General features: G+C 62.8%; 26 protein-coding genes. 10 read left to right on the forward strand and 16 right to left on the reverse strand.

Annotated features, from left to right (window positions below; translation table 11 throughout):
• The 9 genes from L598_RS21590 to hemF form a co-directional block, all read right to left on the reverse strand.
• The coding region (locus L598_RS21590; RefSeq protein WP_210244976.1) for a hypothetical protein at window positions 1-203 on the reverse strand (203 nt) is incomplete at its 3' end.
• Window positions 204-305: 102 nt separating this feature from the next.
• Complete coding sequence (locus L598_RS07890; RefSeq protein WP_144861433.1) at window positions 306-851, reverse strand: adenine phosphoribosyltransferase; 546 nt, start codon at window positions 849-851, stop codon at window positions 306-308.
• 106 nt (window positions 852-957) lie between these two features.
• The gene (locus tag L598_RS07895; protein WP_246658678.1) at window positions 958-1,755 is read right to left on the reverse strand and encodes a cytochrome c1; all 798 of its coding nucleotides are present in this window, start codon (window positions 1,753-1,755) and stop codon (window positions 958-960) included.
• Between the two features lie 79 nt (window positions 1,756-1,834).
• On the reverse strand, window positions 1,835-3,136 hold the full coding sequence (locus L598_RS07900; protein WP_144861435.1) for a cytochrome b N-terminal domain-containing protein: 1,302 nt from the start codon (window positions 3,134-3,136) through the stop codon (window positions 1,835-1,837).
• Window positions 3,137-3,149: 13 nt separating this feature from the next.
• Window positions 3,150-3,713 (reverse strand): ubiquinol-cytochrome c reductase iron-sulfur subunit, encoded by a 564-nt coding sequence (gene petA, locus L598_RS07905; RefSeq protein WP_144861436.1) that lies wholly within the window; start codon window positions 3,711-3,713, stop codon window positions 3,150-3,152.
• Between the two features lie 309 nt (window positions 3,714-4,022).
• Window positions 4,023-4,331: a DUF6665 family protein gene (locus L598_RS07910; RefSeq protein ID WP_144861437.1), complete on the reverse strand. Its 309-nt coding sequence runs from the start codon at window positions 4,329-4,331 to the stop codon at window positions 4,023-4,025.
• Between the two features lies 1 nt (window position 4,332).
• Window positions 4,333-4,707 carry a helix-turn-helix domain-containing protein gene (locus L598_RS07915; protein ID WP_348642741.1) on the reverse strand — a complete coding sequence of 125 codons (375 nt, stop codon included), beginning with the start codon at window positions 4,705-4,707 and terminating at the stop codon, window positions 4,333-4,335.
• Window positions 4,595-4,861 (reverse strand): BrnT family toxin, encoded by a 267-nt coding sequence (locus tag L598_RS07920; protein WP_144861439.1) that lies wholly within the window; start codon window positions 4,859-4,861, stop codon window positions 4,595-4,597. The genes L598_RS07915 and L598_RS07920 overlap by 113 nt, the downstream gene beginning before the upstream one ends.
• A gap of 53 nt (window positions 4,862-4,914) precedes the next feature.
• Window positions 4,915-5,829: an oxygen-dependent coproporphyrinogen oxidase gene (gene hemF / locus L598_RS07925; protein WP_144861440.1), complete on the reverse strand. Its 915-nt coding sequence runs from the start codon at window positions 5,827-5,829 to the stop codon at window positions 4,915-4,917.
• A gap of 126 nt (window positions 5,830-5,955) precedes the next feature.
• Here hemF and L598_RS07930 point away from each other — a divergent pair, with 126 nt between their 5' ends.
• Window positions 5,956-6,213: a hypothetical protein gene (locus L598_RS07930; RefSeq protein WP_144861441.1), complete on the forward strand. Its 258-nt coding sequence runs from the start codon at window positions 5,956-5,958 to the stop codon at window positions 6,211-6,213.
• A 33-nt stretch (window positions 6,214-6,246) separates the two neighbouring features.
• On the opposite strand, the gene L598_RS07935 is transcribed toward L598_RS07930, so the two are convergent.
• Window positions 6,247-7,176 carry a transcriptional regulator GcvA gene (locus tag L598_RS07935; protein ID WP_144861442.1) on the reverse strand — a complete coding sequence of 310 codons (930 nt, stop codon included), beginning with the start codon at window positions 7,174-7,176 and terminating at the stop codon, window positions 6,247-6,249.
• A 212-nt stretch (window positions 7,177-7,388) separates the two neighbouring features.
• On the opposite strand from L598_RS07935, the gene L598_RS07940 reads away from it, so the two are divergent.
• Window positions 7,389-7,562, forward strand: a complete 174-nt coding sequence (locus L598_RS07940) for a DUF1127 domain-containing protein (protein ID WP_144861488.1) — start codon at window positions 7,389-7,391, stop codon at window positions 7,560-7,562.
• Between the two features lie 110 nt (window positions 7,563-7,672).
• Here the strand turns inward: L598_RS07940 and L598_RS07945 are convergent, their stop codons facing one another.
• Entirely contained in the window at window positions 7,673-8,140 is a 468-nt protein-coding gene (locus tag L598_RS07945) for a tRNA (cytidine(34)-2'-O)-methyltransferase (protein ID WP_144861443.1), read from the reverse strand.
• Between the two features lie 592 nt (window positions 8,141-8,732).
• Here L598_RS07945 and L598_RS07950 point away from each other — a divergent pair.
• From L598_RS07950 to L598_RS07960, 3 genes are all read left to right on the forward strand, one after another.
• The gene (locus tag L598_RS07950; protein ID WP_144861444.1) at window positions 8,733-10,580 is read left to right on the forward strand and encodes an ABC transporter ATP-binding protein; all 1,848 of its coding nucleotides are present in this window, start codon (window positions 8,733-8,735) and stop codon (window positions 10,578-10,580) included.
• Window positions 10,577-12,448, forward strand: a complete 1,872-nt coding sequence (locus L598_RS07955; protein WP_144861445.1) for an ABC transporter ATP-binding protein — start codon at window positions 10,577-10,579, stop codon at window positions 12,446-12,448. Before L598_RS07950 ends, L598_RS07955 begins: the two co-directional genes overlap by 4 nt.
• 96 nt (window positions 12,449-12,544) lie before the next feature.
• Complete coding sequence (locus L598_RS07960; RefSeq protein WP_144861446.1) at window positions 12,545-12,730, forward strand: DUF1059 domain-containing protein; 186 nt, start codon at window positions 12,545-12,547, stop codon at window positions 12,728-12,730.
• Window positions 12,731-12,732: 2 nt separating this feature from the next.
• Here the strand turns inward: L598_RS07960 and L598_RS07965 are convergent, their stop codons facing one another.
• Genes L598_RS07965 through L598_RS07975 form a run of 3 tightly spaced genes read right to left on the reverse strand, consistent with a single transcriptional unit; the run spans window position 12,733 to window position 15,261 of the window.
• Window positions 12,733-13,998 (reverse strand): CCA tRNA nucleotidyltransferase, encoded by a 1,266-nt coding sequence (locus L598_RS07965; RefSeq protein ID WP_144861447.1) that lies wholly within the window; start codon window positions 13,996-13,998, stop codon window positions 12,733-12,735.
• Window positions 13,998-14,630, reverse strand: a complete 633-nt coding sequence (locus tag L598_RS07970; RefSeq protein ID WP_144861448.1) for a CoA pyrophosphatase — start codon at window positions 14,628-14,630, stop codon at window positions 13,998-14,000. The genes L598_RS07965 and L598_RS07970 overlap by 1 nt, the downstream gene beginning before the upstream one ends.
• Window position 14,631: 1 nt before the next feature.
• Window positions 14,632-15,261: a DUF1285 domain-containing protein gene (locus L598_RS07975; protein WP_144861489.1), complete on the reverse strand. Its 630-nt coding sequence runs from the start codon at window positions 15,259-15,261 to the stop codon at window positions 14,632-14,634.
• 167 nt (window positions 15,262-15,428) lie between these two features.
• On the opposite strand from L598_RS07975, the gene L598_RS07980 reads away from it, so the two are divergent.
• From L598_RS07980 to L598_RS07995, 4 genes are read left to right on the forward strand one after another with little or no spacing between them, the layout of a single operon-like run.
• A complete protein-coding gene (locus tag L598_RS07980) occupies window positions 15,429-16,436 on the forward strand; it encodes a MoxR family ATPase (protein ID WP_144861449.1) in 1,008 nt (335 codons plus the stop codon).
• A 22-nt stretch (window positions 16,437-16,458) separates the two neighbouring features.
• On the forward strand, window positions 16,459-17,388 hold the full coding sequence (locus L598_RS07985; RefSeq protein WP_144861450.1) for a DUF58 domain-containing protein: 930 nt from the start codon (window positions 16,459-16,461) through the stop codon (window positions 17,386-17,388).
• A complete protein-coding gene (locus L598_RS07990; RefSeq protein ID WP_144861451.1) occupies window positions 17,385-20,210 on the forward strand; it encodes a DUF4159 domain-containing protein in 2,826 nt (941 codons plus the stop codon). The genes L598_RS07985 and L598_RS07990 overlap by 4 nt, the downstream gene beginning before the upstream one ends.
• A 1-nt stretch (window position 20,211) precedes the next feature.
• Entirely contained in the window at window positions 20,212-22,281 is a 2,070-nt protein-coding gene (locus L598_RS07995) for a glutamine amidotransferase (protein ID WP_144861452.1), read from the forward strand.
• 23 nt (window positions 22,282-22,304) lie between these two features.
• Here the strand turns inward: L598_RS07995 and L598_RS08000 are convergent, their stop codons facing one another.
• Window positions 22,305-22,823 (reverse strand): N-acetyltransferase, encoded by a 519-nt coding sequence (locus tag L598_RS08000; protein ID WP_144861453.1) that lies wholly within the window; start codon window positions 22,821-22,823, stop codon window positions 22,305-22,307.
• A gap of 286 nt (window positions 22,824-23,109) precedes the next feature.
• Here L598_RS08000 and L598_RS08005 point away from each other — a divergent pair, with 286 nt between their 5' ends.
• Window positions 23,110-24,099: a glutathione S-transferase family protein gene (locus L598_RS08005; RefSeq protein WP_144861454.1), complete on the forward strand. Its 990-nt coding sequence runs from the start codon at window positions 23,110-23,112 to the stop codon at window positions 24,097-24,099.
• Between the two features lie 24 nt (window positions 24,100-24,123).
• Here the strand turns inward: L598_RS08005 and L598_RS08010 are convergent, their stop codons facing one another.
• Window positions 24,124-24,528: an NUDIX domain-containing protein gene (locus L598_RS08010; RefSeq protein ID WP_144861455.1), complete on the reverse strand. Its 405-nt coding sequence runs from the start codon at window positions 24,526-24,528 to the stop codon at window positions 24,124-24,126.
• Window positions 24,529-24,657 lie beyond the last annotated feature (129 nt).

The raw sequence follows: 24,657 nt of genomic DNA on the forward strand, positions 1-24,657 counted from the left end.
GGGGGTATAAAGCATCCGGCAACGATCATGGAATGGAAAGGATGAGGACTGGTGCGATACTGCCTCAGCCAATCGCGAAGGTCGGCGATCTGCCGATACCGCCCCACCCTCGTCGTCCTCGACCTCGAAGCAAAGCGGAGAGTGTTGGGGACCCAGGTCTCGGCGGCCAATGACGCGTGCCAGCGGCGGGACGAAGCAGCCATGTGCAGCCGTTCCGCAACGCCGCCGGCTCAGGCATGGAACCGCAGGTCAGGCTGGAGAATGACGAAGCATGACATTCCACGAAGAACCGATCCCGGACCCGCTCAGTGCCCTTCATAGGCAATCAGCGTCCGCACCGGCGCGCCCAATGCCTCCAGCTTCGCCCGCCCTCCGAGATCAGGCAGATCGATGACGAAGCAAGCCGCAACGATCTCGCCGCCCATCTGGCGGATGAGCTTGACCGCTCCCTCGGCAGTGCCGCCGGTGGCGATCAGATCATCTACCAGGATGACCTTCTCGCCTTCCGCGATCGCGTCGCGATGCATCTCCATCTCGTCTATGCCGTATTCGAGACTGTAGGCGACGCGCACCGTGTCATGCGGCAGCTTGCCTTTCTTGCGGATGGGAACGAAGCCGGACGAAAGCTGATGGGCAATGGCGCCGCCAAGAATGAAGCCCCGCGCCTCGATGCCGGCCACCTTGTCGATCTTCGAGCCGGCATAGGGATGGACAAGCTCGTCCACCGCGCGGCGGAAGGCACGTGCATTGCCGAGCAGGGTCGTGATGTCGCGGAAAAGGATTCCCGGCTTCGGATAGTCCGGAATCGTACGGATCGCCGAAAGAAGCGTCTCTTCGAGAGTTGATTTCATGGCTTCCGCGTTCCCCTTCGTGCGGCCCATTCATGCAGCTTTCCGGCCGAATGAAAAGGGCGCCTTTCGGCGCCCGGCTCATTTACGGGTCGTCGGACCTGCACGATCAGTGCGGTACCTCGGCCCAGATCTTGCGCTTGGTCAGATAGACCAGTCCGCCGAAAAGGACGAGGAAGACCATTACGGTGAAGCCGGTGGCCTTGCGCTCCTCCAGATGGGGCTCGGCAGCCCACATCAGGAAAGCCGAAACATCACGCGAGTACTGGTCCAGCGTCTCCGGCGCGCCATCGTCATAAGTCACCTGACCGTCCGCCAGCGGGGGCGGCATGGCGAGCGCCGAGGCGTTCAGGAAGTATGGGTTGTAATACGCGCCGTCAGGCACCTCCGTGCCCTCGGGCGGATCCTCATAGCCGGTCAGCAGGGCATGAATATAGTCCGGTCCGGCTTCGGCATATTGGGTGAATATGTCGAAGACGAAAGTCGGAAAACCGCGCTCCACCGCGCGCGCTTTGGCGATCAGCGAAAGGTCGGGCGGTGCTGCGCCATTGTTCGAAGCAGCGGCCTGCTCGGGATTGGCATAAGGCGACGGGAAGTGATCGGAAGGCTTTCCAGGGCGCGTGAACATCTCACCCGCCTCGTCCGGCCCGTCCTCGACTTCATATTCGCTGGCGATCGTCTGAATCTGCGCTTCCGAATAGCCGAGATCCTCAAGCGTGCGGAAGGAGACGAGACTAAGCCCATGACATGCCGCGCAGACCTCGCGATAGACCTTGAACCCGCGCTGAAGCTGGCCCTTGTCATAGGTGCCGAAGGGGCCGGCAAAGCTCCAGTTCTCCTGAGCGGGCTTCTTGAGCGGATAGTGCGGCGTCTCGCCTTCCTCGGCGGCCTGGGCCGAGATCGCCATGGCAAGCCCGAAGCCGAGCACCGCCAATCCATGGAGGATCTTCTTCATTCTCAAAATCCCTTTCGAGCTTTCCGTTCGCTCAACCATTGGTTTCCGGTGCGGCGGCAGCGCCGGCAGGTGTGGCGTCAGCGCCCTTTTTCTTCGCAAGCACCGCTTCGGTGATCGAATTGGGCGTCCGTCGCGGCGTCTCGATCAGGCCGAGCAGCGGCATCAGGATCAGGAAGAAGGCGAAGTAGTAGAGAGTAGCGATCTGGGCCATGGCGACATAGGCGCCTTCCGCCGGCCGCGAGCCGAGCCATCCGAGGAAGATCGAATCGAGCACGAAGAGCCAGAAGAACAGCTTGTACCATGGGCGGTAGACCGCCGAGCGCACCTTGGAGGTATCGAGCCATGGCACCACGAAAAGCACCGCGATCGCGCCGAACATGGCGATCACTCCGCCCAGCTTGGAGTCGATCGGTCCGATATTGAAGGTGATGGCGCGCAGGATCGCGTAGAAGGGCAGGAAGTACCATTCAGGAACGATATGCGCTGGCGTCTTCAGCGGGTTCGCCTCGACATAGTTGTCGGGATGGCCGAGATAGTTGGGAATGTAGAAGACGAAATAGGCAAAGACGAGCAGGAAGACGACCATGGCGAAGCCATCCTTGACCGTCGCATAGGGCGTAAAGGGAACGGTGTCGGTCTTCGACTTTACTTCGATGCCTGTCGGGTTCGTCTGGCCGGTGACGTGCAGAGCCCACACATGCAGCACCACCACGCCCGCGATCATGAAAGGTAGGAGGTAATGCAGAGAGAAGAACCGGTTGAGGGTAGGATTGTCGACCGCGAAACCGCCAAGCAGAAGCTGCTGGATCCAGTCGCCGACAAGCGGGATGGCGGTGAAGAAGCCGGTGATGACGGTCGCGCCCCAGAAGCTCATCTGGCCCCAGGGAAGCACATAGCCCATGAAGGCCGTCGCCATCATCAGGAGATAGATGATGCAGCCGAGGATCCACAGCAACTCGCGCGGCGCCTTGTAGGAGCCGTAATAGAGCCCGCGGAAGATATGGACATAGACGGCCACGAAGAAGAACGATGCGCCGTTTGCATGCAGGTAGCGCAAGAGCCAGCCAGAATTCACGTCACGCATGATCTTCTCGACGGAATTGAAGGCGAGTTCGGTGCTCACCGAATAATGCATGGCCAGCACGACGCCGGTGAGGATCTGGGCCGCCAGCATCAGGGTCAGTATTCCGCCGAAGGTGTAGGCGTAGTTCAGATTGCGCGGCACCGGATAGGCAACGAAGGAATCATAGACCAGGCGCGGCAGCGGGAGACGCGCGTCGAACCAGCGGCCGATGCCGGTCTTGGGTGAATAGGTGGAGTGTCCAGCGCTCATAGAAGTTCCTCCCTCACCCGATCTGGATCGTCGTGTCGGAAACGAATTGGAAAATCGGAATATGCAGGTTCTCTGGCGCCGGTCCTTTGCGGATGCGGCCCGCAGTATCGTAATGCGAACCGTGGCAAGGGCAGAACCAGCCGCCGAAATCGCCGGACTGGCCGAGCGGCACACAGCCCAGATGAGTACAGGAGCCGACCATCACGATCCAGTTTTCCTTGCCCTCGCCTGCCGAGCGCGCCAGATCGGTCGCCTGCTCGTCGGCGGGAAGGTTTTCGTTGCGGGCGGCCGGGTCCTTGAGATCTGCCAGCGGCACTTCCCTGGCCTGTTCGACTTCCTGATCCGTCCGGTTGCGGATGAAGACCGGCTTGCCGCGCCACTTCACCGTTACCGACATGCCGGGCTCGATCGCGGACACATCGACCTGGACAGACGCCAGGGCCAGGGTGGAAGCGTCCGGGCGCATCTGGTCGATGAAGGGCCAGGCCACTCCGGCAGCACCTACGACACCGGCCATGCCGGTTGCCACATAGAGAAAGTCGCGGCGGGTGTGTTCGGTGGATTCGTTTGCGCTCACGGAACCAAGATCCTTTCGCCTCATGCCTGCCGGAGAGACGGAGATGTCATCCGCTCAATGCTGAAGGCCCGCTTCGCTCTCGCGACGGACCATTCCATTCCCCCGGCATTTGGCGATGGTTTCTATGCGTCACATATCCGCTTGTCCAGAGTCACATGGGGGCGATGGGCAGTTTGTCGCGGGCAAAAAACACAGCCCCTGCCGATGCTTCCTCGTCAGCCTGCGCAACAGCCCTCAGGATGAGCGTATCGGACGGCCCTAGGGCGCGAATCAGTACTGGCTGCAGCATTCCAGCGGCAGACGCCACGCCTATCTCGCGCCAAGACGCACCAGCACCTCGCGCGGAATGCGCCATTCCCTGACGATGTCGTCATGGCGGCGCAACCCGCAAAGCTCGCGCTGGATGAAATAGGCATAGACCGCCTCCGCCGCCTCGCGTAGCAGGCGGGGGCGTTGCGCATCGTCAGGAGCGGTCCGGTTGAGATGCGCCACGCAGGATTCGGCCTTGCTGCCGGCCCGTCCGAGCGCGGCTGCCTTTTCGCCCAGTATCTCGTAGTCGAGCGGATTCTGCCCGGCCGTATAGGCGCCGCCGGTAAATTTCCGTGGCACCGTAGGCAATTTAAGCCGCAGTCCTGCGCGCCATGCGGTCGCGCATTCCTTGTGGGTCATCATAGATAAGATCGATGAGCGTCTTGGCCACCGCATCGGGCTCAGTGCGGCGCTGCTCCCAATTGCGCAAGGTGGCCACCGGAATACCAAGCAGGCCGGCGAAATCGCGTTGACTCAAATCGAGCAAAGCACGCGCCAGCACCAGCTTGGCGCTGGCATCAAGCGGGCGGGTGTTGCCTCCATGCCATTCCGGACTGTCATCGAAGTCGAAATCATCTTCGACCATATCTTGCAATCTCCCGATCGTTCGCCTTGCGGACTGAGATGATGTGAAACGTCGTGTCGCGCATGGTGAAGACACAAACGAACAGACGCTCACCCACATATCCGAATGAAATGAAACGGTCTTCGCCGTAATCGTGCCTGTCATCCAAAACGGTATGCACCCGGTTCCGAATGATTTCGGCCCCCAGGGCTAAAGAGAGACCTCGTTCGTGTTTCGTCTTTTCATCCTTGGCCGGATCGAAGGATATCCTCATGGGCTGGATTGGATATACGCTAAAAGCGTATATATTTCAATTTCAATATGGCCTCACGGCCACTTCACTTCCGGCGGCAGGCTGGAAAGGATGGAGGCTACATTGCCGCCGGTCTTCAATCCAAAAATGGTACCACGGTCGTACAGGAGATTGAACTCCACATAGCGGCCACGCCGTACCAGCTGTTCCTCGCGGTCGGCTTCGGTCCAGTTCTTGTTGAAGTTCTGGCGCACGAGAAACGGGTAAAGGACGAGGAAGGCCCGGCCGACATCCTGGGTAAAGGCGAAATCGGCCTCCCAGCCGCCCTTTTCCTCCGGCGAGTTCAGCCAATCATAGAAGATGCCGCCGGTACCGCGCGGCTCGCCACGGTGCGGCAGGTAGAAATATTCGTCGCACCATTCCTTGTAGCGCGCGTAGTCGGCCACCCCCGCATGCTTCTCGCAGACGAAGCGCATCGCCTTGTGGAATGCAATCGTATCGGGATCGTCCTGGCTGCGCCTTCGGTCGAGGACGGGTGTCAGATCGGCGCCGCCGCCGAACCACTGCCGGGTGGTGACAACCATGCGCGTATTCATGTGCACGGCGGGCACATGAGGATTCTGCGGATGAGCGATGAGCGAGATGCCGGAAGCCCAGAAGGCCGGATCTTCCTCCGCGCCAGGGATCTGCTTGCGGAACTCGGGCGAGAATTCGCCATAGACCGTGGATGTATGGACGCCGACTTTCTCGAAGACGCGCCCGTGCATGAGGGACATGACGCCTCCCCCGCCCGCGCCCTCGTCTCGCTTCCAGGGTGCGCGCTCGAACCGTCCCGGGGAGCGCGAGGACAAGGGGCCGCTCACCTCGTCCTCGATCTGCTCGAAGGCAGTGCAGATGCGGTCGCGCAGCTCTTCGAACCAGGCCTTGGCTCTCGCCTTTTTCTCTTCGATCGCCTCCGGCAGACCGGCGGGGATGTCGGGACGTTCCATATTGCTCTTCCAGACGCTGCGGGTGCCCGGCGCGCGGGCGAGCGCCGCGGTCATCCATGACAAATGACTCGTAATTTTCCTTCGCGATCCCTAATCTCCTGACCTGACGGGTCAAGGAGTTCTTTTGTGCGTGTGCCCGCGAAACCACCGCTGGAAAGCCTGAGGCGCAACCTCGAAAAGCAGCGTACCCGCGGCAAGCGCATGCCGCGCGACGGTTTCCTGCGCGAGACCTTCTCCCTGCCGCGCGAAGAGGCGCGGGCCAAGGCGCGCGAATGGTTCGACCGGTGGCCGAAGCAGGCTTACTGGACCGAGATCGAAAGCTGGTGCGAGCGTCCGGGCGACGTGATCGAATTCACCATGCGCCGTCTGCCGAGCGCGGACTGAATGCCGCAGGGTAACTGGTTCTTGCACATGCTTCTAGGCTTCTTCGGGCCGGTCGCCAAAATCGCGTGCAATCTCGTCCTGTAGCCATCGCCGGAACGCATGAACCTTGGGGTGCTCGACGTTTGAGGGCGCACAGACGAAATACCACGAAAACCGTGTTGGCATTTCGGGGCCGAATGGACAGACTAGAATGCCGGCCTTGAGATCGTCCCCCACAAGGGACCGCCGGGCCAAAGCGATGCCCTGACCGGCAGTGGCCGCCTGAAGCGCCATGGCCGTATCGTTGTAGGATGGCCCCTTTTCGGCATCGATGCCCGTCACCTGGGCGCGGTTCAGCCAGTCGCGCCAGTTTGGGCCGTCCCCGTCGCGCGAGACCGAGAAATCGTGCAACAGCACATGGTGGCCGAGATCGGCTGGCCGGCGAAGAGGCTTCGGCCCATCGAGGAGGCGCGGCGAGCAAACCGGGAAGGCCAGATCATCCATCAGCAGCACCGCATGAAGATTGGGATAGTTGCCGCGTCCCGCACGGATGGCGACATCGACCTCTTCCGCCTCAAGCTCGACGAGACGTTGGGAGGTGGAGATCATGGGGTCGATATCAGGGTGCCGCTCGTGGAAGCGCGCCAGGCGCGGGATGAGCCATTTGGTCGCGAAGGATTGCAGCGTGCTGACTTTGAGCTGACCGGATCCGGTGTCTGGCCGCAGTCGGCGCGTGGCAACAGCCATCATGTCAAAAGCGTCACGCAGCGGCGGCAGATAATGTTGGCCAGCCTGCGTCAGTTCGAGCCGGCGATTGTACCGCCGGAACAACCGGACCCCCAGCGTCTCCTCCAAAGACTTGATCTGGTGGCTTACGGCCGCCTGCGTAACGAAAAGCTCTTCCGCTGCCTTGGTGAAGGACAGGTGACGCGCGGCCGCCTCGAAGGCCCGCAGGGCGTTGAGCGGAGGAAGTCGTCTGGTCATTTCCTCTTTCGCATAAATTTACCTCATCTGAATTCTGAGAAATAGTCGTTTGTGATGCAAGCCCTGTTCGGTCAAACTTCAGCGCATGAACAGCTTTGACCCTTTTTCAAGGCTGAAAAGGAGGCTGAATCATGGCCTATTTTGCGTTGAAAGCTTCAGAAACAAAAGTTTTCGAGAGTGACCGATCATCAGAGGATAGATTAGGTTCTCTCATGTTTATCCGGTCCATACTGAGCTGGTCCCGGCGATGGCGGCAACGCGCGCAGGACCGGCGGTACCTTTCCGAACTCGACGATCACGTTCTCTCCGACATCGGCTTGACGCGATGGGATGTCACCCGCGAAACGGCAAGACCGTTTTGGCAGCCGTTGAATCTGCGTTCTTAGGGCCGTCGCTATCCGGACCTGAGAGCCTATCAGATTGTCCTTGCCGCTTCGACGAGGACGACAATGATATTTCAATTCCGGATATTTCAATCCCGCCGGCTCATCGACAGTCACCCGCTCTGCCGCAGTGCCTCACCGGCAGCCATTGCCGCTGCAAGGGCGAGATTGAGACTGCGGCCGCCACCCTTCATTGGGATCAGAAGCCGCGCATCGGCGGCATCATGCACGAAATCCGGGGCGCCGGCCGATTCCCGTCCGAAAAGCAGAATGTCGCCGTCGGCGAAGGAGAAATCCGTGTAGGCGCGCTCCGCTTTCGTGGAAAAAAGGATGGCGCGGCGCCCTTCCTCCTGGCGCCAGGCCTCGAAGGCCTCCCAGGACGGATGCCGGGCAAGCGCGGCGATTTCGATATAGTCCATGCCCGCGCGCCTCAGCGCCCGGTCCGACATGTCGAAGCCGGCAGGCTCGATGATATCCACCACAAGACCGAGACAGGCGGCAAGCCGAAGGATCGCGCCGGTATTGCCGGGTATGTCCGGCTGGAAAAGCGCGATGCGGATTCCCGCCGCATGCTGGTTCATGAAAGATCCGATCTCTGCGTGAAAGCCCCGCGGCCGATGCGTACCGAAAAAACCGGCCATGACCTATGGCCAGAAACGAAGAATCTGGTTATAAGCACCGCCCTGTCAATGCAACTGACGGAGGCTGATATGGATATCCGGATGCTCGCATCCTCCATCTGCCTGCGCCCTTGGCTTTCAGCCGGGCCAGCAGCCTGACGGCGGTTTTCGTCACGACGCTTTCCACCATTCTCCGAAGCCTCGCCTGAGCGGATCCCGCTGGAACCTTTCTCCGGAATTCCAAGGATTCGTTCCATGCATGCGAAATCACAGAAAGGACGTGGATCTGCGTCCTCCATTATCGACGCAGTGACAAGACACGCCGCCACCCTGGCGGCCGGCTCCGATTCCGCCGTCGCTATGTCAGCAGCGTTCAGATCCGCGCTTGGCGCGGGCAACAGCAAATCCCATCTTGCGGCTTTGGCGGACACGCACGCACAACTTTCGAAAAGGCTTTGAAGGCTGACCGGCCCGAGAAACCGATCCAGACCAGGCCTGTACGAAACACGGTCCCGGGACCGCGACAGGGCCACAAATAAGAGAGAAGACGACCATGTTCGCCTGGTTTGAGAAGAGACTGGACCCCTTTCCGCCCGAGGAGCCCGTCGAACCACCGAAATCGCTGGTAGCCTTCTGTCTGCACTACACGAAAGGCGCCTGGCCCTACATCGCTGTGGATGTAGTGTTGGTGGCGGCAATCGCCATCACCGAAGTCTGGATGTTCTCCTTCCTCGGCAACATCGTCGACTGGCTGTCGGTCCAGAACCGCGAGACCTTCCTCTCCACTGAGGGGTGGAAGCTCGCTGCGATGGCGGCAATCGTGCTGGTCGCGCTGCCGCTGACGGTGCTCTTGCAGTCGCTGGTGCACACGCAGACGCTCATGGGCAACTATCCCATGCGCATCCGCTGGCAGGTCCATCGCTACCTGCTGAAGCAGTCCATGAGCTTCTATCAGGACGAGTTTGCCGGCCGCATCGCCACAAAGCTGATGCAGACGGCGCTCGCCGTGCGCGAATGCGTCATCAAGCTCATAGACGTGCTGAACTATGTCTTCGTCTATTTCCTGGGCGTGCTGTTCATCGTCGGCTCCGCGGATCTGCGACTGGCAGCACCCCTCGGCATCTGGCTCCTGCTCTATATCGGCCTGCTTTGCTATTTCGTGCCGCGGCTCGGCAAGGTCGCGGCGGAGCAGGCCGATGCGCGCTCGACCATGACCGGCCGCGTAGTCGACAGCTACACCAATATCCAGACGGTGAAGCTGTTCAGCCATGCGCGCCGCGAGGCCGCCTATGCCAGGGAAGGCATGGCCGACTTCATGGATACGGTCTACCGCTCCATGCGGCTGGTCACCGGTCTCTATGGCCTGCTTTATCTTCTGAATTCCATGCTCCTGGTCACGGTGGCCGGTCTTGCCATATGGCTCTGGCTCGGCGGCCTCATCTCCATCGGCGCAGTCGCCGTGGCGCTCGGCCTCGTGCTGCGGCTCTGGGGCATGTCGCAATGGATCATGTGGGAGGTTTCGGCCCTGTTCGAAAACATCGGCACGGTGCGCGACGGCATCAACTCGATCTCGCTGCCACGGCTCGTCGAAGACAAGCCGGGAGCCAGTGAAATCACGGTGGAACGGGGCGAGATCGCTTTCGAGAACATCCGCTTCCATTACGGCAAGCGGGGCGGCGTCATCGACAACCTGTCGCTTGTCATCAAGCCCGGCGAGAAGGTCGGGCTCGTCGGCCGCTCCGGTGCGGGCAAATCGACGCTCGTCAACCTGCTCCTGCGCTTCTACGATCTGGAAGCAGGCCGCATCCTGATCGACGGGCAGGACATCGCCGAAGTCCGCCAGGACAGTCTCCGCGCGCAGATCGGCATGGTCACGCAGGATACCTCGCTCCTGCACCGGTCCGTCAGGGACAACATCCTCTACGGCCGGCCGGATGCCGACGAGGCCATGACCGTGGAGGCGGCCCGGCGCGCCCAGGCGCTCGATTTCATCGCCGGACTGACCGACCCCAAGGGCCGCAAAGGCTTCGACGCCCATGTGGGCGAGCGCGGGGTGAAGCTTTCCGGAGGTCAGCGGCAACGTATCGCCATCGCGCGTGTTATGCTGAAAGATGCTCCGATTCTGATTCTGGACGAGGCGACCTCGGCGCTGGATTCGGAGGTGGAGGCGGCCATACAGGAAAACCTCTACAGGCTGATGGAGGGCAAGACCGTGATTGCAATTGCCCATCGTCTTTCGACAATCGCCGCCATGGACAGGCTTGTGGTGATGGATCAGGGACGCATTGTGGAAGAAGGCGCGCACGAGGACCTGATCAGGCGCAAGGGCCTGTATGCGCAGCTCTGGCAACGACAGTCCGGCGGCTTCCTCGACCTGGCAGCCGCGGAGGCAGCCGAGTGAGAAGCGAGGCAGGTTTCCGCGAACGCCTCTGGCGCAGCGCCGAGGAGGTGATCGACCCTTTCGGCGATACCGAACGGGACGTTCTCCCGAAGACAGCGCATGAATTCATCCTGTTCTTCGCCGGACAGGCGAAATGGCCGTTCGCACTGCTCCTTATCGCCGGCGGCCTGTCCGGTGCGGTGGATGCCGCGCTCTACTGGTCGCTGGGCTGGCTGATCGACCTGCTCGACGCCTCCTCCCCGGCCACGCTCCTGGCTGATCACTGGCCGGAACTGGCCGCCCTGCTCGCCCTCATCCTGGTCGTGCGGACCGTGGTGATGATCGGCAATGCGGTCGTCGAGCAGCAGATCATTGTTCCGCATTTCTATCAGCTCGTGCGCTGGCAGGCCTTTCGCAGGGTCATCGAGCAGCCTTACGAATTCTACCAGAACGACTTCGCCGGCCGCATCGCCACCAAGATCCTGCAAGGCGGAGAAGCGACGGGCGACTTCATCATCTCGTCGCTGCAAACGCTCTGGAGCTTCCTGACTTTCCTCATCCTGGCCGCCACGATCCTGAGCGCGCTCGACCCGATGATGGGGGCCGTGCTCGCCATCTGGCTTGCCGCCTATCTTGCGGCCGCGCGTTATCTCCTCCCGCCCCTGCGCCGCGCCGGCCGGCGCACCGCCGACGAGCGTTCGGTGCTTAATGGACGGCTTGTGGACGCCTTCACCAACATCATGGCGGTCAAGCTGTTCGACAGCGGACGCCGTGAGCACGCTTTCGTGCGCGACGGCATGAGCCGTTTCCTCGATGCGGTGAAAACCTTGACCCGTGCCATCACGCGCGTGCGTGCCGCCGTCGCCATCATCAATGGACTTATGATGAGCGCCGTCATCGCGCTCGCGGTGAACCGCTGGATGCAGGGCGCGGCCACCACCGGGGAAATCGCGGCCGCGATCGGCCTCGTCTTTCGGCTGAACCAGATGTCGAGCTACATGATGTTCAACATCAATGGCCTGATCCGCTCTTACGCGACCGTCCAGGACGCCACGGGCACGATCTCGGTCGAACCCGCCATCCGCGATGCCGCGGATGCCGACGTGCTGCAGCGCGTCCATGGGGACATCCGCTTCGAGAACGTGTCGTTCCATTATGGCAAGGAAGGCGGGATCATCGAGAATCTCGACCTGCATATCAGCCCCGGCGAGCGGGTTGCCCTCGTCGGCCCTTCGGGTGCGGGCAAGACGACCATCGTCAACCTGATGCTGAGGCTCTTCGATGTCGAATCGGGCCGCATCCTGCTCGACGGGCGGGATATCCGCTCCGTCACCCAAGGCTCCCTGCGCGCCCAGTTCGGCGTCGTTAGCCAGGAGCCGATCCTAATGCATCGCTCGATCCGCGACAATATCGGCTACGGCCGGCCCGGCGCGACGGAGGAGGAAATCATCCAGGCGGCTAAGCGCGCCTCCGCCCACGATTTCATCATGGGCGTCGAGGATCTGAAGGGCCGCAAGGGCTATGACGCCTTTGTCGGAGAGCGCGGCGTGAAGCTTTCCGGCGGCCAGCGGCAACGCATCGCGATCGCCCGCATGATCCTCAAGGACGCCCCGATCCTGATCCTGGACGAGGCCACCTCAGCGCTCGATTCGGAGATCGAAGCAGCCATCCAGGAGAACCTGGAGCAGTTGATGGAAGGCAAGACAGTGATCGCCGTAGCGCACAGGCTTTCCACCATCGCCGCGCTCGACCGGCTGATCGTGCTCGACCATGGCCGCATCGTCGAGGAAGGCAGCCATGCCGAGCTCGCGTCCCGCGACGGCCTCTATGCGCAGCTCTGGAAACGTCAGTCCGGCGGCTTCCTCGGCGGCCGGCTGGCGGCGGAATGAGCGCTCCCGCAAAATTCCGGCAACCTCTGGCCCCATTTCTGCGTTACACTCTTTCCCGCATCTGACGGAACATGGATCGATGAGGAGGACTGAAGGATGAAGGAATTTCATTGCGGTTCGCTGGTTCCCGGCTGCGACTGGCATACCCGCCATGAGGAGGAAGCCGAGGTGATGCGCCGGGCGGTCGAGCATCTGCGCACCACCCATGGCGAGGACACGATCCGCGAATCCATGATCGAGGCGATCCGCTCCCGTATCGTGGAGGCGAAGGACGCGGCCTGACTTTATCTGCCGATCATTTGCGCGGCGCGTTCCAGAAGCGCGTCGCGTGACATGGTGAAACCGGAATCCACCCATTCCGCTTCGAGCTTTCGCAAGGTTTCACCAAGCTTCTTTCCGGGCTTGGCCCCGATTGCCGTCAGATCGTCGCCGCCGATCGGAAAGCGCGGCTTTTCCCATTTCGCCAATATGTCCAGAAGACGCGAATAGCCGGCCGCCTGGGCCAAGGCTTCGCCGTCGCTGACAGCGCGCGAACGGGCCGAGACCAAGGCCAGCCGCAGACGGTCCTCGACCGCTTTTTCTTCCGCGTGATAGAGTAATTTCACGAATTCCCGTTCCGCCATCTGCGGCTCGGGAACCACGGCGAATGCCCATTGCCGCAATCTTTCGGCTTCGGCCTTTGAGAGTTTCAGCCGTTGTGACAGCGCTATCATTCTCGCCGCGTCGGGCGGAACGATGGCCTCCAGCCGCAGCAAAGTGTCGGGTTTCCAGCCGAGAGCCTGCTCCGTCGCCATGAGACCGTGCACGCTGTCGATGCCCCATTTCTCCGTCTCGGGAAGAACGAAGGTCAGCACCCCGGTCTGGCGCATCCACAGAAGAGCGCGCGCCGGATCGGGGGCGGAAAGCAGCTTCTTGAGTTCTCCCCATACGCGTTCGGCCGAAAGCCTTGCGACCCCGTCCTTCAGCCTCGCGCAGGCCTTCACGCCGGCAGCGTCGGGCCGCCCTCTCCCATACCAGGCGAAGAAACGGAAAAAGCGCAGGATTCTCAGGTAATCCTCGCGGATCCGGTCTTCCGGATCGCCAATGAAGCGCAAGGTACGGCTTTCCAGGTCGGCCAGCCCGCCGACGAGATCGACAACCGTGCCATCGGCCTCGGCATAAAGCGCGTTGATCGTGAAATCGCGCCGCGCGGCGTCCTGCTCCCAGTCCTTCCCGAATCTCACTCTCGCCCGGCGTCCGTCAGTCTCGACATCGGCGCGCAGGGTGGTCACCTCATGGCCCCTGCCCTTGACGACGACCGTTATCGTTCCGTGCTCATAGCCGGTGGGGACGGTCTTGAAGCCGGCCGCCTGCGCCCGCCTGACCGTCTCGTCCGGCAGCGTCGTGGTGGCAATATCGATATCCGTGACCGGCTGGCCGAGAAGAGCATTGCGCACCGCCCCCCCGGCAATCCGCGCCAGTTCCCCTTCGGCTGAAAGGGCTGCCAGCAGCTTCTGCAGGCCGGCATCGGCCAGCCATTTTGCGTGACCGGCAATGGAGGCTGCGGCCATCAGGCGTAAAGCCTTTCATAGAGGGTGCGGATGATTCCGGCGGTGACGCCCCAGATAAGGCGATCGCCGAAAGGCATGGTGTAGTAGAAACGCTCGTTTTCCTGCCAGAGGCGGCTCTCGCGCCGATGATTGGCCGGATTCATCAGAAAGGCGAGCGGCACTTCGAAGGCCGCATCGACCTCCGCCGGGTTCAGAGCCAGCCTGAAGCCCGGACGCACGATCGAAAGCACCGGAGCGATCCGATAGCCGCTGCCGGTGACGTAGTCGGGTATCCTGCCGACGATCTCGATGCGGTCCCGCTCAAGGCCGATCTCTTCCCAGGTCTCGCGCAGCGCGGCTTCTTCCGGCGTCCTGTCCGTGGGGTCGATGCGTCCGCCCGGAAAGGCGACCTGCCCGGAATGGCGGCGCAAGGCCTCTGTCCGCTTGGTCAGGATGACGGTGGCGCCTTCCTCGTGATCCACCACCGGTACGAGCACCGCCGCATCGCGCAGGCCTTCGCGGACGATCAGGTGCCTCAGATCCGGATTCATGCGGTGGTCGCCATATTCGTCGCCGCCGAAAGGACCGCTTTCGAGAGCGGCGCGGCGGCGGAAATCCGCGGCAGAAAAATCCGTTACTGCGCGGGCGTCCATGTCAGGCGCTCAAATGCTTGAGCCGGTCGGCCGACATGATGGAAAAGACCGCTCCCCTTGAGCGTATGGCGAACATAATCCGTCCATCCACCTCGATTTCCTCGCCGATTTCCACCAGTTCATACATGACGGAGCGCGCGACAAGGGCCTCCAGCCGTCCGCGCACATGAAGATAGGGCTTAAGGCCGTCCGTGCCCTCCTTGTCGACAAATCTGATTGGATGATCCGGCCCGGCCTCGACGACGTCACCGACATTCGTCCGAAAGGTGAGCTTCTGCTCGCAACCCTTTCCTTCAACTGCCATTTCGACTGCGACGAAAGGAGCATCCTCGACACGGATGCCGACCTTTTCCACCGGCGTGACCAGATAGGTCCTGCCGTCCTCGTCCTTGCGCAGCACGGAGGAGAAGAGTTGTACCAGTGGCATGCGGCCGATCGGTGTGCCGAGATAGAACCAGGTTCCGTCTGCCTTGATCTCCATATCGAGATCGCCGCAGAAGGGCGGATTCCAGCGCTCTACGGGGGCCGCGCCCTTGCCGGCGCGCGCCGCCCGCGAGATCAGCGCCTCCAGCCCGCCGGCGTCGCGGACGGCGGTCAGACCGCTTTTTCTCACAGTGCTTTGATCGTTCATGGTCACGAAATAGTCACTGTTGTTGCGCTTGTCAGCAAGGTTCAGTGTTTTAAGTTTCACTGGCAGCGTGACGATGGCACGATGACAGTGCGGCAATGGCACGATTCGTTGTTCGCAAAAATCGTCGCCGGCAAGCGTGTCATGCAAAGCACAAGGATCGAGGCGGCATGAGCATCATCGTGAAGGAGAAGGCGGGCAGCGAAAAGGAGATGATTGCTGAGGCCGAACGTGCCCTTGGCGACATTTCGAAGGTCCGCGAAGGCGTCGGCAAGGTTATCTTCGGCCAGGAAGCCGTGGTCGAGCGGGCGCTTGTGGCCATCATGGCCGGTGGCCATGCCTTGCTCGTCGGCGTTCCGGGCCTTGCCAAGACCAAGCTCGTCGAAACATTGGGGACCGTGCTCGGCCTCGATGCGCGCCGCATCCAGTTCACGCCCGACCTCATGCCTTCCGACATTCTGGGTTCGGAAGTGATGGAACAGGATGCCAAGGGCAAGCGCTCCTTCCGTTTCATTCCCGGCCCGATCTTCGCCCAGCTCCTGATGGCGGACGAGATCAACCGCGCCAGCCCGCGCACCCAGTCCGCCCTGCTCCAGTCCATGCAGGAATATCACGTCACGGTCGCCGGCGCCCGGCACGATCTTCCGGCTCCCTTCCATGTGCTGGCGACGCAGAATCCGCTTGAACAGGAAGGCACCTATCCCCTGCCGGAAGCCCAGCTCGACCGCTTCCTCATGCAGATCGACATCCTCTATCCCGAGATAGAAGCAGAACGCCGCATCCTGCTGGAAACGACCGGCGTGGACGAAGCGCAGGCGACCAATGTCCTGTCGCCCGAACGCCTGCGCGAGATCCAGTCGCTCATCCGCCGTATGCCGGTGCCGGAGAGTGTCGTGGAAGCCATCCTCAACCTCGTGCGCTCGGCGCGTCCGGGCGTTGGCAATGCCGAGACCGACAAGCATATCGCCTGGGGTCCCGGCCCGAGAGCCAGCCAGGCGCTGACGCTTTGCGCCCGCGCCCGCGCCCTTTACGACGGCCGGCTGGCGCCATCGGTCGACGATGTCTACGCCTTGGCCGAGCCTGTCCTGCAGCATCGCATGGCGTTGACCTTCGCCGCCCGCGCCGAGGGCATGGGCGTGCGCGACGTGATCGCGCGGCTTGTCAAGGCCGCGGGCTGATGGCAGGGCGGATTCCGATCTGATGGCACGCATCGGCGAAGTCACAACATCCGTCGCGACCACTGATGCACTTGCACGCGCTCGGATTCGGGCTTCGCTCATCCCCGACCTCCTGGTGGAGGCCCGGCGGGTGGTCAACAATGTCATTGCAGGCTGGCATGGACGCCGCAAACGCGGCATTGGCGAGAATTTCTGGCAGTTCCGTCCCTATGTCGAAGGCGAGGCCTATTCTCGCATCGACTGGCGCCGCTCAGCGCGCGAAGAGCACCTCTACGTACGCGACCGCGAATGGGAAGCGGCCCACACCGTATGGCTATGGGCCGATCCGTCACCCTCCATGCTTTATAAATCGAGCTATGCGTCCGTCTCCAAGGAGGCGCGCGCACTGGTGCTGATCCTGGCGCTGGCCGAACTGCTGTCGCGCAGCGGCGAGCGCATCGCCTGGCCCGGACTCACCGACCCTTTCGCGGCGCGCAACGGAGCGGAGCGGCTGGCCTCCCATCTCGCCCACGCGCCGGCCCTGCCCGCCCGTCCCGACCTGGTCCATGTCAGCCGCTTCTCCGATGTCGTCATCGCCAGCGACTTTCTCGACCCAGCCGAGGAAGTGATGGAATGGCTCGACATACTCGCCCGGCAAGGCGCGCGGGCGCATCTGATCGAGGTGGCCGATCCGGCCGAGGAAAGCTTTCCCTATTCAGGCCGTACCGAATTCCGTGATCCCGAGACCGGCGACAAGCTCACCGCCGGCCGGGCAGAAACCCTGGCCGATGATTATCAACGGCTTTACATCGCAAGGCGCGAGGCGCTCGCCGCCTGGTGCAAGCGGCTCGGCTGGAGCTATACGGTGAACCATACGGACCGCCTCGCCTCCGAGGCGCTTGTCCGCATCCATATGGCGATGACGGTCGAGACGGACAATCTCGCTGGAGGATGGGCCGGAGGGGTCGCATGAGCTGGTTCCCCATCGCTTTCGGCGCGCCGATGGTCCTCTGGGGCCTCATTGCCCTGCCGGTCATCTGGTGGCTCTTGCGGCTGACGCCGCCGCGGCCGCAGACGGAGACATTCCCGCCGCTGCGCATCCTCGCCAATGTTCTGAAGAAGGAGGAGACGCCGCATCAAAGCCCATGGTGGCTGACGCTTCTGCGCCTGCTCATGGCAGCGCTGATCATCCTCGCGCTTGCCGCCCCCGTCTTTAATCCGCGCGAGAAGCTTGCCGTATCCGGCAGCGCTCTGGCGCTCGTCATCGACAATGGCTGGGCGAGTGCGCCCGACTGGGAGCGCCGCGCCGCGACCGCCGAGCGGCTGATCACCGATGCCCGCGACAGAGGCGTTCCCGTCCTGCTGGCGCTGACGGCGGAAAAGGAAAATGCCGATATCGGTCCCTTCGACGCCGAAACGGCGCTACAGAGATTGAACGCGGTGGAGCCGCGCCCGGTGCCGACCGACCGGCCGGCCATTTACCAGCGCGTCGCGACCGCGTTACAGGATCTGCCGGGCGCGAGCGTCGCAGTCCTGGCCGACGGCCTGGCGGCGGAAGGCGACGAGCAGGCCTTTGCCAACCTCTTCCGCAACGCCCCATCCAACATCGTCTGGATCGAGCCGGAACGGCTTTCCGCCATTGCCGTCACCAATGGCCAGAACGAGCCAAATTCCTTCATCGTCACGGCGGTGCGAACCAATGACGATCCGGCGCCGAGACAGGTCACCGCCTACGCCTCCGACGACAGGGGCCGCCGCATCGCGGAGACGATACTGAATTTCGGCCCCGGCGAAACGGAGGCGCAGGCCGAGATGAACGTGCCCTTCGAGCTTCGCAACGACTTCACCTCGGTAGGCATCGACGGCGAGAGACATGCCGGCGCCGTGCGCATGCTGGACGAGAACTCCAAGCGCCGCCGTGTCGGCCTCATCTCGCAGGGAGAAGCCGACCAGGCACAGCCGCTGCTTTCGCCGCTCTATTATATCCGCCGGGCGCTCGGCCCCTATGCCGATCTGGTCGAGCCTTCGACCGCCGATCTCAGCGAGGCGATCCCGCAGATCATCGAACGCAAGCCGGCGGTCATCGTGATGGCCGATGTCGGCACGCTGCCGGAGGCAGCGCGGCAGCAACTCGTGGAATGGGTGCGCGACGGCGGCACGCTCCTGCGCTTCGCAGGACCGCGCCTGGCAGCCGCAGGCAATGACGAGGATTTGTTGCCGGTTCGCCTGCGTGTCGGCGAGCGGTCGCTTGGAGGCACACTGTCATGGACGGAACCCCAGGCGGTCGCGGAATTTCCGCAAAGCGGCCCCTTCGGCGACCTGACGCCACCGCGGGAAGTCACCGTCAGCCGGCAGATCCTGGCCGAGCCCTCCCCCGACATCGTGGAGCGCACCTGGGCGAGCCTCGCCGACGGCACACCGCTGGTCACCAGCGCCCCGCGCGGAGACGGCACGGTGGTTCTGTTCCACATCACGCCAGAGGCCACCTGGTCGAATCTGCCGATTTCCGGCAGTTTCGTGGAGATGCTGCGGCGGGTGGTGCAGCTTTCGCGCAATCAGGGAAGCGTGGAGACCAATCAGGAAGAAAATGGCGGCGGCCTTGCGCCATACCGTATGATCTCGGCCACCGGCGAACTCGTCCCGCCACCGCCCGATGCCCGGCCGCTGCCGGCATCGGGAGCGGCCGAGGTAAATATAGACAATCCGCCCGGCCTCTATGGCAGCGAGGACGGTGTGGTAGCGCATAATCTTTTCGATCCAGGCGACGCGCTTGCGCCGCTTCAGCGGCCCGAAGCCCCGGTGGCGATGGCGCAGGCGAGCTACGCCTATGACGAATCGCGCGACCTGAAAGGCCCATTGATGGCGGCTGCTCTTCTCCTGATGCTCCTCGACACGCTGGCGGTGCTCTGGATGGGCGGGCTCTTCACCCGCCGTCCGAGACGGGCGACGGCAGCGGCGACAACCGTCATTGCCATCGTCGCGGCCGGTTGCGTATTCCTGTTGGCCTCGCAGCCCGCTTCCGCCCAGGAGCAGCAGGTGGCCGACGCGGATGCGATCGACGCCATCTCCGTCACACGCATCGCCTATGTGATCACCGGCGATTCCTCGGTCGATTCGGTCAGCCGCGCAGGCATCGAGGGCCTGTCACGCTTCCTTGCCGAAAAGACGGCGCTGGAGCCGGGTGAACCGGCCGGCGTCGATCTCGCGGAGGACGAGCTCTCCTTCTATCCGCTGATCTACTGGCCCATAGACGAAAGCGCTCCCATGCCTTCGGAGCAGGCGATCGCACGGCTCGACGCCTATATGAGGCAGGGCGGAACGGTTCTTTTCGACACGCGGGATCAGTACTCCTCCGATTTCGGTTCGCAGGGCTCGGCCAGCCCGACCACCATGCGCCTGCGCGAGATCCTTGCCGATCTCAACGTGCCGCCGCTGGAGCCTGTGCCGGAGGATCACGTCCTGACGAAATCCTTCTACATCATGACGGAGTTCCCGGGCCTCTATCGGGGCGGTCCGCTCTGGGTGGAAGCTTCGATGAATGCCGAGACCCGCTCCGACCGGCCGGTGCGGACCGGCGACGGGGTGACACCGATCATGATCACCGGCAACGACTTCGCCGGCGCCTGGGCCGTGGATGCCAATGGCGAGCCCCTGCTGCCGACCGTTCCCGCCGATCCGATGCAACGGGTCTATGCCTACCGCGCCGGGGTCAACATCATGATGTATATGCTGACCGGCAACTACAAGTCGGACCAGGTGCATGTGCCGGTCCTGCTCGAGCGCCTGGGGCAGTAACATGAACTGGTCCATCAGCCTCGAACCGCTCCTGTCCTGGCCGCTGCTTGCCCTGTTCCTCGTGCCGGTGGCATTGCTTGCGATTGCAGGGCTGTGGTTGCGCCAGCGCGGCGCATGGCTGCGGCTGGCCGCTTTCGCCGCCCTCGCCGTCGCGCTTCTCAATCCCGTGCTACTCGACGAGGAGCGCGAGCCGCTGAAAAGCGTCGTGGCGCTGATCGTCGACCGCAGCCAGAGCCAGGAGATTGACGACCGCACCGAGACCACCGAAAGAACCGCAGAGGCATTGAAGGAGCGGCTGTCCCGCTTCCGGCAGTTCGACCTGCGCGAGGTGGAGGCCGGCAGGGCCAATGCGGCCGACGAGCGCACCGAGACGCGCCTGTTCGAGGCACTGGAAAGCGCCTTCCGCGACGTGCCGCCATCCCGCATTGCCGGCGCCATCATGATCACCGATGGGCAGGTCCATGACGTGCCGCAGAATGCGGCCTCGTTCCATGCGCCGCTGCATGCCCTGATTACCGGCAATGAGGACGAGCAGGATCGGCGGATCCGCTTCGAGCGCGCGCCGCGCTTCGGTCTGGTCGGCAAGCCGCTCGAAATGACCTACCGCGTCATCGCCACCAATCAGGAAACGGGCACGGTGGATGTGCGCGTCAATGTGAATGGCGAGCAAGTGGCCGTGGAGCAGGCGATCATCGGGGAGGAAACCCCGCTTCAGATCACCATTCCCAATGCCGGGCGCAATATCATCGAACTGGCGATCGATCCGGTCGAGGGGGAACTCACCGAGACCAACAACCGCGCGATCGCCATGGTTGACGGTATCCGCGAGAACCTGCGCGTGCTCCTTGTCTCAGGCGAACCGCATGCCGGCGAGCGCACCTGGCGCAACCTCCTGAAATCGGACGCCTCTGTCGATCTCGTCCATTTCACCATCCTGCGGCCGCCGGAAAAACAGGACGGAACGCCGATCAATGAATTGTCGCTGATCGCCTTTCCGACGCGCGAGCTTTTCGTCGAGAGGATCGACGACTTCGACCTGATTATCTTCGACCGCTACCAGCATCGCGACGTGCTGCCGATCCTCTACTACGACTACATCGCCGAATATGTCGAAAAGGGCGGCGCGCTTCTTATCGCGGCGGGACCGGAATATGCCGGAGTGCAGTCGATCGCCAACACCCCGCTGATCTCTGCCCTGCCCGGCATGCCGAGCGGCGACGTGATCGAGGAAGGCTATCTGCCGCGCCTGACGGAAACCGGCGAGAGGCATCCGGTCACGCGCGGACTCGAAGGCTCGGCTGCGGAACCGCCGCGCTGGAGCCGCTGGTTCCGACTGGTCGGCATCGACAATCCGCAGGGCGAAGTGGTGATGAAGGGCGCGCAGGAACAGCCGCTGCTCATCCTCAACCGCCATGGCGAGGGCCGCGTCGGCATGTTCCTTTCCGACCAGGGCTGGCTGTGGGCACGCGGCTTCGAGGGCGGAGGGCCGCATGTCGACCTCTACCGCCGCATCGCCCATTGGCTGATGAAGGAGCCGGAACTCGAGGAAGAGCGCCTGACGGCCGAGGGCCGCGGCATGGTGCTGGACATCAGGCGCCAGACCATGAGCGACGAAGCGGGGCCGGCCCGCGTCATCACCCCGACCGGCGAGACGCGCAATGTTGAGCTCACGCAATCGGAGCCCGGTCTTTTTACGGGCAGCATGGAGACCGACGAGATCGGTCTTTACCAGATCGCCAATGGCGACCTTACCGCGCTCGCCCATGTCGGGCCGGTGAATGCGCCGGAATTCGCTGATGTCGTTTCCACGACCGAGGTGCTGCAGCCCTTCGCGGACGAAACCGGCGGCAGCGTGCGGCGGCTTGCCGGGTCGGGCGGAGGACTGGACGTTCCCGACATCCTGCCGGTGCGCGGAACGGCTGCCACTTCGGGGAATGACTGGCTGGGTCTCAGGACCACCGATGACAGCATCCTGAAGTCCGTCAACCGTGTGCCGCTCTTCGCCGGCTTCTTCGGCCTTGCCCTGCTTCTTCTGGCGCTGGGCTCCATGTGGTACCGCGAGGGCCGGTAGGCTGAGCTACCCCAAAAAGGAATCTACGCGCCTTCCCTGACAAGGTTCTCGTGGACGACTTCGCCCCTGAATTTCTCCAATGCCCCTTCGATCAGTTCGGCGGCGAGCAACCTGTTCGGATCGACCGGCCGCGGCATGGATAGCTGGCCATATGGAATGCGGCTGAAACCGAGCGGGCCGTAATAGGGCTCATCGCCGACGAGCACGACCAGGCCAAAGCCTTTGTCGCGGGCTGCCTCCAGCGCGATTTTCACCAGCTTGCGGCCGATGCCGATATTCTTGTAGGCGGGCCGGACCGCGAGCGGGCCGAGAAGCAGTGCCCTGCCTTCGCCTGCCGCAATCCGCGTCATGCGGACGGAGGCGATGACCTTTTCGCCATTGGTCGCCACGAAGGAGAGATCGCGCTCATGCGGCCCGCCCTCGCGGATCTTGTAGGCAGCACGGGTGAAGCGGCCTGGCCCGAAGGCTTCTTCGTTGATGAGTTCGATTTCAGCGTCGTGGGCCTGCTCTTCCGGCAGGTAGGCGATATCGGCAAGTGACATGGTGTCGGCAAATCCGGTGCGAGTGGAAAGCGGTTTTCAGGCGCGCGCATGCGCCGCCCGCGCCTTTCAGGCGCGGCTCCGCTCTCGTCGTCGATCGAACCGGTAAAGTGCCATGATGCCTCCCAGAGGGATTTTCCCGTTACCATCATTCGCTGCCGCCGTCTACGGGAATTCGCTCGCACCTACACTTTCCAATGACGGACTGTTCATGCCCTCCAGGATTGGGCAAAAGCCTCGATGCGCCTACATTGCCCAAGGGCGGGGCGGACAAGAAGAAAGGACGATCATGGGTTTGCTTGTCGAAGGCGTGTGGCGCGACCAGTGGTACGATACGAAGAAATCCGGCGGGCGCTTCGTGCGCTCCGAATCCGGCTTCCGCAACTGGATCACGAAGGACGGCTCCCCGGGCCCCAGCGGCAAGGGCGGCTTCAAGGCCGAGCCGGGGCGTTATCATCTCTATGTCTCGCTCGCCTGCCCCTGGGCACACCGGACCCTGATCTTCCGCAAGCTGAAGAAGCTCGACGACCTGATCTCGGTCAATGTCGTGCACCACTTCATGGGAGAGAACGGCTGGACCTTCCTCGCCGAGGACGGCGCCACCGGCGACGAACTCTACGGCTCGGATTTCCTGCACCAAATCTACACCAAGGCGGACCCTAAATATTCCGGCCGCGTGACCGTGCCCGTGCTGTGGGACAAGCACAACGAGACGATCGTCTCGAACGAGTCCGCCGAGATCATCCGCATGTTCAATTCGGCCTTCGACGAATGGGGCGATGCCTCGCTCGACTTTTGCCCCGAGAACCTGCGGGCCGAGATCGACGCCATGAACGATTTCGTTTATCCGGCGATCAATAACGGCGTCTATCGCGCCGGTTTCGCCACCACGCAGGACGCCTATGTGGAAGCCTTCGGCGAGCTCTTCGGCGCTCTCGACAAGGTGGAGGACCGCCTGTCATGCCAGCGCTATCTCATCGGAAACCGGCTGACCGAGGCCGACTGGCGGCTCTTCACGACGCTGGTGCGCTTCGATGCGGTCTACTATTCGCACTTCAAGTGCAATCTGCGCCAGATCGCCGATTATCTTAACATTTCCAATTACCTGCGCGATCTTTATCAGGTGCCGGGCGTGGCCGAAACCGTGAACATGCACCACATCAAGTGGCACTATTACGGCAGCCATACGACGATCAATCCGACACGTATCGTGCCGGTTGGCCCGGAGCTCGATTTTGACGCTCCGCATGATCGGGACCGCTTCGCCAAGGCGGCTTGATGGAGCATGCCGGAACGGCCGCCGTCACCACTCCGCCGCCACTTCTGCTCCCTCGAAGACTTCGGCCAGCCGCCGGCGCGTGGCGGACGTGATCTCCGGCGGCAGAGCCTCAAGAGGGAAGAACCTCGCCTCTGCGATTTCCCGGTCAGGCACATGCTCCCCGATCCGGCGAAAGTTTTTCACCAGATAGAGTGCGACATGGTCACGGCTGGTGGCAGCCTTGTTGAAATGCAGGGAACGCAGTTCCGGCCGTCCAAGAAGCTCGATATTGCCTTCTTCCAGCACCTCCCGTCTGAGCGCGTCCTCGACGGTTTCGCCCGCCTCGACGCCGCCGCCCGGCAACTGCCAGCCGGGCACATAGGTATGACGTACCAGAAGGACGGCATTTTGAGCTTCGTCGAAGACAATGGCCCGCGCGCCGAGGGTCATCGGCCTCCGCAGCAGGAACCAGAGGTGAAAAAGCCTGATGACAAGGCGCGAAGGCCGGCGGGAAGCCGCGGACGACGAAGACGGATTGCTCACGCCGGATTACCGAAAAGGTGGAAACCCGGTTCCGCG

The organism is Mesorhizobium sp. J18, assembly GCF_007829525.1.
In the GTDB taxonomy this organism is placed as follows: domain Bacteria; phylum Pseudomonadota; class Alphaproteobacteria; order Rhizobiales; family Rhizobiaceae; genus VLJP01.

Bases quoted from the DNA above. Each gene is read 5' to 3' on its own strand.
- L598_RS07890 (WP_144861433.1), bottom strand. From the start codon at position 851: ATGAAATCAACTCTCGAAGAGACGCTTCTTTCGGCGATCCGTACGATT.
- L598_RS07895 (WP_246658678.1), bottom strand. From the start codon at position 1,755: ATGGCGATCTCGGCCCAGGCCGCCGAGGAAGGCGAGACGCCGCACTAT.
- L598_RS07900 (WP_144861435.1), bottom strand. From the start codon at position 3,136: ATGAGCGCTGGACACTCCACCTATTCACCCAAGACCGGCATCGGCCGC.
- L598_RS07915 (WP_348642741.1), bottom strand. From the start codon at position 4,707: ATGTGGGTGAGCGTCTGTTCGTTTGTGTCTTCACCATGCGCGACACGA.
- L598_RS07920 (WP_144861439.1), bottom strand. From the start codon at position 4,861: ATGAGGATATCCTTCGATCCGGCCAAGGATGAAAAGACGAAACACGAA.
- hemF (WP_144861440.1), bottom strand. From the start codon at position 5,829: ATGGAACGTCCCGACATCCCCGCCGGTCTGCCGGAGGCGATCGAAGAG.
- L598_RS07935 (WP_144861442.1), bottom strand. From the start codon at position 7,176: ATGACCAGACGACTTCCTCCGCTCAACGCCCTGCGGGCCTTCGAGGCG.
- L598_RS07940 (WP_144861488.1), top strand. From the start codon at position 7,389: ATGTTTATCCGGTCCATACTGAGCTGGTCCCGGCGATGGCGGCAACGC.
- L598_RS07945 (WP_144861443.1), bottom strand. From the start codon at position 8,140: ATGAACCAGCATGCGGCGGGAATCCGCATCGCGCTTTTCCAGCCGGAC.
- L598_RS07950 (WP_144861444.1), top strand. From the start codon at position 8,733: ATGTTCGCCTGGTTTGAGAAGAGACTGGACCCCTTTCCGCCCGAGGAG.
- L598_RS07960 (WP_144861446.1), top strand. From the start codon at position 12,545: ATGAAGGAATTTCATTGCGGTTCGCTGGTTCCCGGCTGCGACTGGCAT.
- L598_RS07965 (WP_144861447.1), bottom strand. From the start codon at position 13,998: ATGGCCGCAGCCTCCATTGCCGGTCACGCAAAATGGCTGGCCGATGCC.
- L598_RS07970 (WP_144861448.1), bottom strand. From the start codon at position 14,630: ATGGACGCCCGCGCAGTAACGGATTTTTCTGCCGCGGATTTCCGCCGC.
- L598_RS07975 (WP_144861489.1), bottom strand. From the start codon at position 15,261: ATGAACGATCAAAGCACTGTGAGAAAAAGCGGTCTGACCGCCGTCCGC.
- L598_RS07980 (WP_144861449.1), top strand. From the start codon at position 15,429: ATGAGCATCATCGTGAAGGAGAAGGCGGGCAGCGAAAAGGAGATGATT.
- L598_RS07985 (WP_144861450.1), top strand. From the start codon at position 16,459: ATGGCACGCATCGGCGAAGTCACAACATCCGTCGCGACCACTGATGCA.
- L598_RS07990 (WP_144861451.1), top strand. From the start codon at position 17,385: ATGAGCTGGTTCCCCATCGCTTTCGGCGCGCCGATGGTCCTCTGGGGC.
- L598_RS07995 (WP_144861452.1), top strand. From the start codon at position 20,212: ATGAACTGGTCCATCAGCCTCGAACCGCTCCTGTCCTGGCCGCTGCTT.
- L598_RS08000 (WP_144861453.1), bottom strand. From the start codon at position 22,823: ATGTCACTTGCCGATATCGCCTACCTGCCGGAAGAGCAGGCCCACGAC.
- L598_RS08005 (WP_144861454.1), top strand. From the start codon at position 23,110: ATGGGTTTGCTTGTCGAAGGCGTGTGGCGCGACCAGTGGTACGATACG.
- L598_RS08010 (WP_144861455.1), bottom strand. From the start codon at position 24,528: ATGACCCTCGGCGCGCGGGCCATTGTCTTCGACGAAGCTCAAAATGCC.